Source organism: Massilia glaciei (assembly GCF_003011895.2).
In the GTDB taxonomy this organism is placed as follows: domain Bacteria; phylum Pseudomonadota; class Gammaproteobacteria; order Burkholderiales; family Burkholderiaceae_D; genus Telluria_A; species Telluria_A glaciei.
In genome coordinates this window covers 1-12,015 of the sequence record NZ_PXWF02000065.1, presented here as the reverse complement: position 1 = coordinate 12,015, position 12,015 = coordinate 1, and the positions used below count along the sequence as shown (strand labels likewise).

Genomic DNA, 12,015 nt, shown 5'->3' with positions numbered 1-12,015 from the left:
CGCGCCGCGCCGGCACAGCGCCACGCAGGCGCCGCCGAAGCCGGCCCCGGTCAGGCGCGCGCCGTACACCCCGGCCGCCCCGCGCAGGGCGGCCGCGAGCTCGTCGAGCGCGCCGATCGAGACCGCGTAGTCGTCGCGCAGGCTCGCGTGCGAGGCGTCCATGAGGGCGCCGAAACGCTCGGGCGGGACGCCCCCGACGGCCTCGAGCACGCGCAGGTTCTCGTGCACCACGTGGCGCGCCCGTTCGCGGTAGGGCGAGGGCAGGGCCTCGAGCGCGCCGGGGTCGGCCGCGTCGCGCAGCGAGGCCAGCCCGAGCCGGCGCGCGGCCTCGGCGCATTCGGCGCGCCGCTCGTTGTATTTGCTCCCCGACAGGGTGCGCGGCACGCCCGAGTCGATCACGATCAGTTCGCTGCTCGCCGGCAGCGGCACGCGCCGGTGGGCGAGCGTGCGCGCGTCGATGAACAGCATGTGGTCCTGGTCGGCCAGGCTGGCGGCCATCTGGTCCATGATGCCGCAGTTGACGCGCGCGTATTCGATCTCGGCGCGCTGGGCGATTTGGGCCAGCGCCACGTCGTCGAGTTCTACGGCGAGCAGCGCGCGCAGCGCGCGCAGCGTCGCCACCTCGAGCGCGGCGCTGCTCGACAGGCCGGAGCCGACCGGCAGCTCGGTGCTCAGATAGATGCGCAGCGGCGGCACCTCGACCCCGCGCCCGGCCAGCAGCCGCACGCAGCCCTCGACGTAGCTCGCGAAACCCTGCGGCGCGTGGCCGTCGCGGCGGAACGTCACGAGCGCGTCGAGCGTGGCCGAATAGATGTGGAAATGGTCGTCGTGGCTGCGCGCGAGCGCCACCTCGGTGCGCTGCGGGGTGGCCACGGGCAGCATGAAGCCGTCGTTGTAGTCGGTGTGCTCGCCGAGCAGGTTGACGCGCCCGGGCGCCGACGCGTGCGCCTCGGGCGCGCCGCCGAAAAAGCCCGCCAGCGTCACCACGGCGACTCCAGCCAGAGCGGGCGCATGCGCCCGTGCGCGGTGGTGGCCGGCCAGGCCGGGTCGAACGTGATGTTCTCGAGCCCGTCGGGGCCGAGCAGGAAGGTGTCCTCGAGCTTGTTGCCGGTCAGGCTGGGGTTGAACGCGAGCGCCATGCCCGGCGCCAGCGCCAGCGCGGTGGTGGCGCTGGCGAGCAGCTCGCGCGACTGGTAGCCCGTCACGCCGCCCTGGTGGTGCTCGCGGATGGCCCCGGGCGCGTTCGCGTGGCGGTAGGCCTGCTCGAAGGCGTGGTACACCGACGCGAGCGAGTTGCCCGGCACGCAGGCGGCCAGCCCGGTCGCCTCGATGTCGAGCAGTTCGTGCATGCGCGGCGGCGCGTGGCCGAACGCGACGCAGCGCGTGAGGTTGGCGTGCAGGCCGTGGCGGCGCGCGCAAAACACCAGCATGGCGTCGCGCCCGAGCGGCTCGTTGGCCGGGGTCGGGTGGCGGTAGAGCGGCAGGCGGCGCTCGCCGGCGGCCAGCACCAGCGCCGGATACACCCCGCGCCGCCACAGCGCCTGGGCGCCGGCGCCGGCCAGCTGCCAGGCGCTCCAGTCGGGGCGCGCCGCGCGCAGGGCCTCGGTCATGGCCAGCGCGCTGAGCGCGCCGAGCAGGCGGTAGCGCTCGCGCTCGGGCGCCGACAGCACCAGACGCGCGTTGCGCGCCGCCGCCGGCAGCGCCAGCTCGGCGCCCACCGGACGGTCGCTGAGCACCGGGCGCCCGCCGGCCAGGCCCTGCACGAAATGCTCGCGCAGGTGGCTGTCGTCCCAGGGCGTGACGTGGAAGCTGAAGAGCGCCCCGACCTCCTCGTCGCGCAGCCGGTCGGCCTCGATCTCGTCGGTCAGGATGCAGGCCTCGGCGGCGCTCACGAGCACCTCGGCCACGCCGCTCTCGGCGCTCTGCTGCACCGCGCTCGAGCCGCCCGCGGTGGCCCAGGCGAACCAGTCGATGCCGCGCAGGCGCACCGCGCCCGCGTTCCCGGACCCGAGCCAGCGCCGCACCACGGCGAGCTTGTCGGCGACCTCGCGCGCGTGGAGCCGCGACTGTGCCGGGGGCGCGGCCATCATGCGTCCTCCAGCGCCACGTCGACCTGCTGCAGCTCGAAGGCGGTGGTCTCGGGCAGCACGTCCATGGCGAACATGCCGGCGCCCAGTTCGGTGCCGGCCAGGTATTTGAGGCGCTCGCGCGTGCGGTACGGCGGCAGCAGCTGCGCGTGCAGCTGGGTCTCGGGGTGGGACTGGCCGTCGGTCGGCGCCTGGTACCAGGTCATGAGGTACGGAAACGGCCGGTCCCACAGCGACTCGTATTTGAGCAGCACGGTCTTGAGCGCGCGCGCGAGGTCTTCGCGCTGGGGCGGCGTGAGCGCGGCGAAAGCGTCGACCGGGTCGGTCGGCATGACCCATACCTCGTACGGGTAGCGCGCGCACGCGGGCACGAAGGCGGTCGCGAACTCGCCGGCGTAGATGACGCGGCTGCCGTCGGCCTGCTCGGCGCGCGCCATGTCGCACAGCAGGCTCGCGCCGTGCTGCAGGTAGTAGGCGCGCTCCTGCGCCAGCATGCGCTCGGGCACCGGCGGCACGAACGGATAGGCGTAGATCTGGCCGTGCGGGTGGTGCAGCGTCACGCCGACCTCGGCGCCGCGGTTTTCGAACGGCAGCACGTAGCGGATCCGCGCGTGGGCGCCGATGCGCGTGGTGCGGTCGCCCCAGACCTGCAGCAGCAGCTCGATGCGCGCCAGCGGGAGCGTCGCCAGCGCGGCCGACGCGTCCTGGGTGAACACCACGACCTCGCAATGGCCGCTGGCCGGCGCGCTCGGCACCGACAGCACCGGCGGGTCGTGCGCCGCGAGCGAGAGTGCGGGGAAGCGGTTGTCGAACACGGCGATCTCGTAGGGCCCGGCCGGCACCTCGGTCGGGTTGGCCGGGTCGAGCATGACGGCGAGCGGGTTGTATTGCGGCGGCGGCAGGTAGGTGCGGTTCTGGCGGTAGGCGGCGTAGGTCACCCACTCGCCGCGCAGCGCGTGCCAGCGCAGGTGCGGATTGGCGAGCTGGGGCTCGGGGAACGGACTGGGCGCGTCCAGCCCGGCCGGGATCGGCTGCGTGCTGTACAAGGTCAGGTTGCGCCCGTCGGGCTTGGTCAGGTCGAGGCTGTGCATGGGTCGTTGTCGGCCTTCCGGCCGCCTTGGGTATGCTTTGAAATCCGCTTTTCAGTACGCTTTTCAGTACGCTTTAAAGTACGCCCCCGCGGCACAGACACCGCCCTGAAAGCGCACGTTTGAAACGACGCGACGCACAGCCGGAAGACAGGTGCGTCGCTAGGAGGAGACCGATGCTAGCACGCTGTTTTTTGGGGTTTTTCCACGCGCCAAGCGCATGTTTTCGGAGTGGAAATGCCGGTAAGCGCCGGCCGGCGCCCCGATCCGGCGGGGGCGGACGGGCTCATAGGCGAGCGGCACGCGGGAGCGCGCGCGGCCCCTGAATTGTCTGGGCCGATGTAGGCGGTCTCCTACGTACGACATCGTTGTTCTTACGGGGGGATTCGAAGCGAAGCGGAAGGGATGCGGGCGCGCGCGGCCGGCCGCCGGGGCCGGGCGCGCGCGCCAATTTTTTTACACGGGCGATTGATGCATCGGAGGCGGGCCGGCCGCCCTATTTCGCCAGCTCGACCATCACGGCCGTGTACATCTGCAAGTTCAACAGCAATTGCCTGAGCGTGATGAACTCATGCTCGGAGTGGCCCGAATACACGGCGCCCGGCATGCTCGGTCCGAAGCTGACCGCGTTCGGGAACAGGCGCGAGTTGGTGCCGCCGCCGATCGCGACCGGCTTCGGGTTTTTAATGCCTGTGTAATACGAAAACACCGACAGCAGGGTCGGCACCTGCGGCGCCTTCTTCTGCAGCCAGGGATCGTTGACCAGCACCCCCACGTTGGCCAGCGGCATCCGGCGCGCCTGCCATTGCGCCAGCGCGGCGTTGATCTCGGCCGTCAGCGCCTCCCCGGTCTTGCCCTGCGGCCGGCGCAGATTGATGCTCAGCTCGATTCCCTGGTCCTTCTGCCGGATCACCGTCGGCGCGAACGTCATCGGCCCCATGAACTTGTCGCTGTAGGCGATGCGGCCGAATTTCTCGCCATGGATGCCGGTGCCGATCATGTCGTTGAGGAAGTTGACCAGGCCGCCCGCGGGCGTGGCCGGCCACTCGTGCACCTTGAGCGCGTCGGCCAGCATGCTGACCGCGTTGACGCCGTCCTCGGGCTTGGACGAGTGGGCCGACACCCCGCGCGCCTTGACCACCAGGTCCTGGCCCTGCCACGCATAGTGGTAGCGCATGCCGCTCTGGCCGGCCGCGCGCGCCTTGATCCGGGCCTCGAGCGCCGGCGTCGCGGCGGCGATGGTCGCGTGCGCGTCCTCGGGGATCTGGCTGCCGAAAAAGCCGCCGCCGAAGGCGCTGACCGCTGGCGCGCCGGCCGGCGCCGCCAGGCCCGGGCGCGCGAAGGTCAGGCTGACCGTGCCATAGCCCTTCTCGGCCGTCACGACCGGATACTCGGCGTCGATGGTGATGTTGATCTGGGGCGGCACATGGGTTTTGAGGAACTCCCGCAGCGGCTCCCAGTCCGACTCCTCGGCCATGTAGACATACAGCTCGAGCCGCTTCGACAGCGGCACGGCCTGGTCCTTGATCGCCTTCATCGCCAGCATCGCGGTCGCGATCGGCCCCTTGTCGTCCTCGGTGCCGCGCCCGATCAGGCGCCCCGGCTCGCTCGTCGTGTCGAGCTCGAACGGCGACTTTTTCCATTTGGACGGGTCGACCGGCTGGATGTCGCCGTGCGTGATGACGCCGACCCGCTCGCCGCCGGCGCCGAGCCCGACCACGACGACATGGCCGTGGTCGGTGAAATCGAGGCCGAGCCGCTCGGCCTCGCTCCTGAGCAATTGCTTGAAGCCGGTGTGCTGCGGATTCTTGTCGAACGCGAGCGCCGGATCGGCGACCGTGTTGAAGCTGACCATCTTGGCCAGCAGCTCGACCAGCTGGCCGCGGTAGGCGCCGACCGCGTGGCTGGCGGCCTTGACGGCGGCCGGGCCGGGCACGGGACCGGGCGCGGCGCCGGCGCCGGCGCCAAATGCCAGCAACAGGCTGGCGGCGATGATGCGGATGGGCATGGAAACTCTCTGTTTGCTGTGAAAGATGCGGAGGCGAAACGAGTCTATCACAGGAAATATCACCGGTTTCAGGCGCGCGCAAAAGCGCGCCGGCGCGGCCCGTTTGGTACGAGCGGCGCAGCACGCCCGCGCGCGCGATCGGGTATCGTGGCGTTCCATTCGCATGCACGGAGCACCACGACATGAGTGACAGAACCATCCTGCGCCGCCATCGCGCGCTGCGCGACGACATCGCGACCTGATGACCCACCGGCCCCTGCCCTCGCCCGGCGTCGACCTGATCGACCCGTTTTTGTTCCTCAACCACCACGGCCCGCAAAGCTACGCGCCGCACAACGCCGGCCTGCCGTTCGGCCCGCATCCGCACCGCGGCTTCGAGACCGTCACCTTCATTCTCGAGGGCATGCTCACGCACCGCGACAGCGCCGGCCACGAGAGCACCATCGGCGCCGGCGGCGTGCAATGGATGACGGCCGGGCGCGGCATCATCCACGCCGAGCTCTCGCCGGCCGCGTTCAAGGAGCGCGGCGGCCCGCTCGAGATCATCCAGCTCTGGGTCAACCTGCCGGCGCGCCTCAAGATGACGGCGCCCGCCTACCACGGGCTGCAGCGCGGCGACATCCCCGCGCTGGCGCTGGCCAACGGCAAGGCCCGCATGCATCTCGTGGCCGGCCGCTGGGACGGCGCCAGCGGCCCGGTCGACTCGCTCACGGGCGTGTTCATGAGCAGCATCGCGCTCGAGCCCGGCGCGCTGCTGCGCCTGCCCGGACTGGAGGGGCGCAATGTCCTGCTGTACGTTGTCAGGGGCGCGCTGCGGGTGGGCGCCGACCTGCTGCGGGCCTTCGAGATGGCCGAACTCGACGACGGGGCCGACACGCTGGTGCTGCACGCCGAGGCCGAGACGCTGGTGCTGTTCGGCCACGCCGAGCCGATCGGCGAGCCGGTGGTCTCGCACGGCCCGTTCGTGATGAACACGCGCGACGAGATCGGCGACGCCATCGCCGACTACCAGGCGGGCTACTTCGGCAAGGCGGTCTGAGCCGGGCGCGCCGCACCCTGCGTCAAAGGTGCGGCGCGAACCATCCCCACGCCGCCGCGATCTCACATCCATACTGATCGCGGCGCCGCGCCAACGGCGCGGGAGGGCCATGCATGTCACCGAAAAAACTGCTGTGCATCGCCTGCGACGGCCGGGCCGGCGCCGGCGCGCCGCGCGCCGCCCTGGCCGGCTGGGAGGTGAGCGTGGCGGCCGGCTGGGGCGAGGCCGGCCGCGCGCTCGACGAGGGCGACTACCCGGTCGGCCTGGTGCTGGGCATGGCCGGCGGCGGCGACCCCGCCGCGCTCGACCAATTCTTCCGGCAACACTGGCGCGTGCTGTGGGTCGGCGTGGTGCGCCCGCGCGAGCTCGACGCGCCGGCCTGGCGCGCGCTCGCGTTCGAGCACCTGCACGACTTCCACACCGAACCGGTCGACCCGCAGCGCCTGGGCCACACGCTGGGCCACGCGCACGGCTGCGCGATGCTGCGCGCCGGGGCCGGCCGGCCCGGCGGGCAGGCGGCGCCGGCGCTGCTGGGCCACAGCGCCCCGATCGAAAAACTGCGGCTGCAGATCGCCAAGGTGGCGCGCTCGGACGCGCCGGTGCTGATTGGCGGCGAGAGCGGCAGCGGCAAGGAGCTCACGGCGCAGGCGATCCACGCGCAGTCGCGGCGCGCCGGCGCGCCGTTCGTGCCGGTCAACTGCGGCGCGATCGCGCCCTCCCTGATCCAGTCCGAGTTGTTCGGCCACGCGCGCGGCGCCTTCACCGGCGCGTCCAAAGAGAAGGCGGGCCTGATCGAATCGGCCGCCGGCGGCACCCTGTTCCTCGACGAGATCGCCGACCTGCCCAAAGAACTGCAGTCGAACCTGCTGCGCTTCCTGCAAGAAAAAACCATCTGCCGGATCGGCGCGACGCGCAGCATCGAAGTCGACGCGCGCGTGATCGCCGCCTCGCACGTCGACCTGCACGGGGCGGTCGCGCAGGGCGCGTTCCGCGAAGACCTGTACTACCGGCTCAACGTGCTTCCAGTCAACGTGCCCGCGCTGCGCGAGCGGCGCGAGGACCTGGCGCTGCTGGCCGGCCATTTCTTCGACGCCTACGCGGCCGAAAAATCGCCCCGCGTCAAGGGCTTCAGCGAGCACGCGCTGCGCGCGATCCGGCGGCACGACTGGCCCGGCAACGTGCGCGAGCTCATCAACCGCACGCGGCGCGCCATGGTGCTCTCCGAGGGGCGCCTGATCGGCCCGCTCGACCTGGGCCTGGCGCCGCCCCCGGACGGGCGCGCGGGCGAGGCGCTCGGCCAGTCGCGCAACCGGGCCGAACGGCTCGCCATCGGCGCCAGCCTCGAGCGGGCCGGACGCAACATCACGCACGCCGCGCGCGAGCTCGGCGTCTCGCGCATGACCTTGTACCGCCTGCTTGCCAAGCACGGCATCGCGCCTTGACGCGCACCCGGAAAGACCTTGCCGCGGCGCCCCGGTAACACGGCTGTGACACTGCCGCGCAGGCCCCGCGGCCCGCGCGCAACACCCTGAATCGACGCGCAAACAGGGGCCCGCGCGGCGCCCCGCCCGCGCCGCCGCCCGCGCACTGTCACAGGCGTGCGACAAAGCGCGGCCGTTTTCGCCGCCCGGATCGCCCCGCCGATGCAACGGCGCGTCGATTCACGAGCGAATTCAAGCACTTGCAAGTCGCCCGCGCGCGCTGGCACCGACCTTGCTGTACTGATGACTGGGTGAGCGTGCGCGCGGCGCATCGCTCGGCTCAATCATTCATCCAATCGCAAGGGCATCACCTCACTCCATCACCTCACTCCATCACCTCACTCCATCACTTCACTCCATCACTTCACTCCATGAGGGGTCAATATGAAACGAAGCATCCTGGCGGCGGCCGTCGCACTCGCGTTCAGCGGGTTTGCGCATGCCAATCCCACCAACACGGTAACATTTCCCTCGGGCGGCGCGACGACGCAAACGGCGACCGCCGATAGCACGCGATCGAACGCGGGCCCCAAAGCCAACGACTACGCGACGGCGACGCCTAAAGGCCATTCCACCAACGACAGCAACGCCGCGCGCGGCGGCGGGAAAAACACCAGTACCGGCGCGGACGGCGCCAGCGAGGTCGCCACAAGCTCGGGCTCGCCCGGTTCGATCATCATCTTCGACGCCAACGGCACCAGCGTATTCAACAGCGAAACGGGCGGCGCCAGGGTCCGCAACACCGGCGATGGCGCCGCCGGGGCCGGCAATGGCAACGGCGGCGGCGAAGGCGGAACACGCGGCACAGGCGGCTTCGGCCTTGACGACGACGCCACCTCGAGCGGCAGCCCGCAAGACGGGCTGAACTACGATGGCGCGGCTGGCAACAACGCTGGCAAAACGGGCGACTCCGCCACAGACGACGACGCCGGCAACCCGTCCGACCGCGGCGACGCCGGCGGCGACACGGCGGACTACGGCACCGATGGCGGCGACGCCGACGGCAACACGGCGGACTACGGCGACGATGGCGGCGACGCCGTCGGCAACGCGGCCGACTCCGGCAACGACGGCGGCGACGCCGGCGGCAACACCACCAGCGATGGCACAGGCAGCGGTGGCGACGGCGAGGACACCGCCGACTACGGCACGGGCGAAGCCGGCGACGGCGGCCACACGGTCGACTACGGCACGGGCGAGGCCGGCGAAGTCGGCAACACCGTCGACTCCGGCACGGGCGAAGCCGGCGACGGCGGTCACACGGTCTACTACGGCACGGGCGAAGCCGGCGAAGTCGGCAACACCGTCGACTATGGCACGGGCGAAGGCGGCGACGGAGCTGATGCCGGCGACGGCACGGGCGGCGACGGCACTACCGGCGACGGCCAGGGCGACGACGGCACTACCGGCGACGGCACGGGCGGCGACGGCACTACCGGCGACGGCCAGGGCGACGACGGCACTGCCGGCGACGGCACGGGCGGCGACGGCACTACCGGCGACGGCCAGGGCGACGACGGCACTACCGGCGACGGCACGGGCGGCGACGGCACTACCGGCGACGGCCAGGGCGACGACGGCACTGCCGGCGACGGCACGGGCGGCGACGGCACTACCGGCGACGGCCAGGGCGACGACGGCACTACCGGCGACGGCACGGGCGGCGACGGCACTACCGGCGACGGCCAGGGCGACGACGGCACTGCCGGCGACGGCACGGGCGGCGACGGCACTACCGGCGACGGCCAGGGCGACGACGGCACTACCGGCGACGGCACGGGCGGCGACGGCACTACCGGCGACGGCCAGGGCGACGACGGCAACGCCGTCACTACCCCGGTCGACATGGGCGCGACCGACCCGCCCGACGGTGTGAGCGACGCCGGGCGGTCGCGGCCAACACCACGACGGTGAGCCAAAACAGCGGTTTCCCCTCGCCGATCCAGCCTTTCTGAACGGCGCGATTTGGATTACATTGGGGGCTTCGCGACGCCGTCGCCAACCCGCGGGAACCCAATGCAGCCAGTCCCCCTAGTCGAAACCACGCGCGGCTACCCGGCCACGGGCCAGGTCGTCGAAAACGTACACATGGGCTCGGTCGCGGTGGTCGACCGCGCCGGCAAACTAGTCTGGTGGGCAGGCGACCCGCAGTTCCCGACCTTCACGCGCTCGGCGCTCAAGCCGTTCCAGGCGCTGCCCTTCGTGCTGGCGGGCGGCCCGGCCCGCTTCGGCTTGACGGGCCCCGAGCTGGCCCTGTTGTGCGCGAGCCACTCGGGCGAGGCCAGGCACCTGGAGACGGTCGCTTCGATCCTGGGCAAGATCGGGCTCGGCGAGGACGCGCTCGAGTGCGGCTGCCACGCCCCGCTCTACTACGACAGCGTGGGCCGGCCCGCGCCGCAGGACCGGGTCTGGACCCAGCTCCACCACAACTGTTCGGGCAAGCACAGCGGCTTTCTAGCGTGGTGCCGGCTGCACGACCTGCCGACCCGGCATTACGTCGACCCGGCCCACCCGCTCCAGCAAAGCGTGCGCGCGCAATTGGCCGGGCTGCTCGGCTGCGCGCCCGAGGCCATGCCGGTGGGAATGGATGGATGTTCCGCGCCGAACTACGCGTTGCCGCTGTCGCGCCTGGCGCACCTGTACGCGCGCCTCGCGCACGGCCCGTCCGACCCGCAGCACGGGGCGGCGATGGGCGACCTGCGCGCGGCGATGACGGGCCACCCCGAGCTGGTGTCGGGCGAGGCGCGCTGCGACCTGGCCTACATGTCGGCCGGGGCCGGCGACTGGGTCAGCAAGGTGGGGGCCGACGCGGTGCAGGCGATCGGGATCGGCTCGGCCGGATTGGGCATCGCGATCAAGGTTGCCGACGGCAACACGCGGGCCTTGCAATGCGTGACGGTCAGCGTGCTCGAGCAGCTCGGTCTGCTCGACGCGGACCGGCGCGCCCAGCTCGCGCATTACCGCGAACCGGCGCTGAGCAATGTGCGCGGGGCCGTGGTCGGCGCCATCCGGCCGGTGTTCGCGCTGCGCCACGCGCGCTAGCTCGGCGCCCGGTCCGCCAGGCGCGCGCCGGGCGGACGGGGCAGGAATCGCGCCGTGCGCGCCCCAAAAAAAACCCATTCGCCCTCACCAGGCCGAATGGGATTTGCGCATCTGGCCGCCCGCGAGGGCGGCATTACCCCCGGACCATCAAGCGCCCGGCTCCACCACGCTACCATGTTCGGCCGCGTGCGCGACCGCGACGTCGAGCGCCTGCATGAACTCGGCGAGCTGGATCGGCTTGGTCAGATAACGGAAGAAGCCGGCCGTGATGCCTTTTTCTATGTCGCGCGGAATCGCGTTGGCCGACAGCGCGATCACCGGGATGTGGGCCGTGAGCGGGTCGCGCTGCAAGACCTTGAGCGCGCCGAAGCCGCTCATGCCCGGCAGGTTGATGTCCATCAGGATCACATCGGGCTGGTAGGCGCGCGCGAGCGCGATGCCCAGGTGGGCGTCGATCGCGGTGAGCAGTTTGAGGTCGGTGCGGCGCGCGATGAGCTGTTCGACCAGCGCCAGGTTGGCCGGGTTGTCCTCGACGTAGAGCAAGGTCCGGTGCGCGGACGGGGCCGGCGCCGGCAGCGCCGCGACGTCCTCGTCGGCCAGCGCCGACAGATCGACCTGGTCGGCCGGAAACATGTGCGCCGGCGCCTCGGCGGCCTTGAACTCGACCCAGAATTCGCTGCCGACCGCCTCCTCGCTGTTGACCCCGATGGTGCCGCCCATGAGCTCGACGAGCTGCTTGGTGACGACCAGGCCGATGCCGGTGCCCTCCTCGGTGCTGCCCTCCTGGCCGAGCCGGTTGAACGGCTGGAACAACTGGCTGACCTGGTCGAGCCCGAGTCCCGAGCCGGTGTCGGCGACGCTCACGCGCACCATGCCGGTCGCCTCGTTGCGGCTCCAGCGCACGATCACGGTGCCGCCGAGGCGGTTGTACTTGATCGCGTTCGACAACAGGTTGATCATGATCTGCTTGACGCGCGTGACGTCGGCCAGGATGTAGCACGGCACGCGGCCGGCCGGGAACAGCAGCGCGATGCTGCGCTTGCGCGCCTGCGGCCCGACCAGGTCGTGGCAGTCGTCGAGCACGTCGGAGAGCGACATCGGCTCCGACGAGATGGTCACCTTGCCCGACTCGATCATGGCCAGGTCGAGGATCTCGTTGATCAGGCGCAGCAGGTACCAGCCGCCCTTGAGGATCTGGTCGATCGAGCGCTGCTGCGCCGGGCTCGGCGCCGGCAGGTCCGAGGCCATCAGCTGGGCGAAGCCGAGCACG

General features: G+C 71.6%; 9 protein-coding genes. 4 read left to right on the top strand and 5 right to left on the bottom strand.

Annotated elements, in window-relative coordinates:
* From galK to C7C56_RS04995, 4 genes are all read right to left on the bottom strand, one after another.
* Positions 1-987: galactokinase (galK, locus tag C7C56_RS05010; RefSeq protein WP_106756379.1), on the bottom strand; the 987-nt coding region annotated here is incomplete at its 3' end.
* Complete coding sequence (locus tag C7C56_RS05005) at positions 981-2,090, bottom strand: M24 family metallopeptidase (RefSeq protein WP_229458128.1); 1,110 nt, start codon at positions 2,088-2,090, stop codon at positions 981-983. The genes galK and C7C56_RS05005, both read right to left, overlap by 7 nt.
* Positions 2,087-3,178: a galactose-1-phosphate uridylyltransferase gene (gene galT / locus C7C56_RS05000; RefSeq protein WP_106756378.1), complete on the bottom strand. Its 1,092-nt coding sequence runs from the start codon at positions 3,176-3,178 to the stop codon at positions 2,087-2,089. The genes C7C56_RS05005 and galT overlap by 4 nt, the downstream gene beginning before the upstream one ends.
* A 493-nt stretch (positions 3,179-3,671) precedes the next feature.
* Complete coding sequence (locus tag C7C56_RS04995) at positions 3,672-5,183, bottom strand: dipeptidase (RefSeq protein WP_106756377.1); 1,512 nt, start codon at positions 5,181-5,183, stop codon at positions 3,672-3,674.
* Positions 5,184-5,424: 241 nt separating this feature from the next.
* On the opposite strand from C7C56_RS04995, the gene C7C56_RS04990 reads away from it, so the two are divergent.
* The 4 genes from C7C56_RS04990 to C7C56_RS04975 all read left to right on the top strand — a co-directional run bounded on the left by C7C56_RS04990 (position 5,425) and on the right by C7C56_RS04975 (position 10,745).
* A complete protein-coding gene (locus tag C7C56_RS04990) occupies positions 5,425-6,222 on the top strand; it encodes a pirin family protein (RefSeq protein WP_219933108.1) in 798 nt (265 codons plus the stop codon).
* A 113-nt stretch (positions 6,223-6,335) separates the two neighbouring features.
* The gene (locus tag C7C56_RS04985) at positions 6,336-7,664 is read left to right on the top strand and encodes a sigma-54 dependent transcriptional regulator (RefSeq protein ID WP_106756376.1); all 1,329 of its coding nucleotides are present in this window, start codon (positions 6,336-6,338) and stop codon (positions 7,662-7,664) included.
* A 423-nt stretch (positions 7,665-8,087) separates the two neighbouring features.
* A complete protein-coding gene (locus C7C56_RS04980) occupies positions 8,088-9,617 on the top strand; it encodes a hypothetical protein (protein WP_106756375.1) in 1,530 nt (509 codons plus the stop codon).
* A 102-nt stretch (positions 9,618-9,719) separates the two neighbouring features.
* Positions 9,720-10,745 (top strand): asparaginase, encoded by a 1,026-nt coding sequence (locus C7C56_RS04975; RefSeq protein WP_106756374.1) that lies wholly within the window; start codon positions 9,720-9,722, stop codon positions 10,743-10,745.
* A 147-nt stretch (positions 10,746-10,892) separates the two neighbouring features.
* Here C7C56_RS04975 and C7C56_RS04970 read toward each other — a convergent pair.
* The coding region (locus C7C56_RS04970; RefSeq protein WP_146204288.1) for a hybrid sensor histidine kinase/response regulator at positions 10,893-12,015 on the bottom strand (1,123 nt) is incomplete at its 5' end.

Coding starts and splice junctions, on each gene's coding strand:
- C7C56_RS04985 (WP_106756376.1), top strand. CDS start 6,336: ATGTCACCGAAAAAACTGCTGTGCATCGCCTGCGACGGCCGGGCCGGC.
- C7C56_RS05005 (WP_229458128.1), bottom strand. CDS start 2,090: ATGATGGCCGCGCCCCCGGCACAGTCGCGGCTCCACGCGCGCGAGGTC.
- C7C56_RS04990 (WP_219933108.1), top strand. CDS start 5,425: ATGACCCACCGGCCCCTGCCCTCGCCCGGCGTCGACCTGATCGACCCG.
- galT (WP_106756378.1), bottom strand. CDS start 3,178: ATGCACAGCCTCGACCTGACCAAGCCCGACGGGCGCAACCTGACCTTG.
- C7C56_RS04975 (WP_106756374.1), top strand. CDS start 9,720: ATGCAGCCAGTCCCCCTAGTCGAAACCACGCGCGGCTACCCGGCCACG.
- C7C56_RS04995 (WP_106756377.1), bottom strand. CDS start 5,183: ATGCCCATCCGCATCATCGCCGCCAGCCTGTTGCTGGCATTTGGCGCC.
- C7C56_RS04980 (WP_106756375.1), top strand. CDS start 8,088: ATGAAACGAAGCATCCTGGCGGCGGCCGTCGCACTCGCGTTCAGCGGG.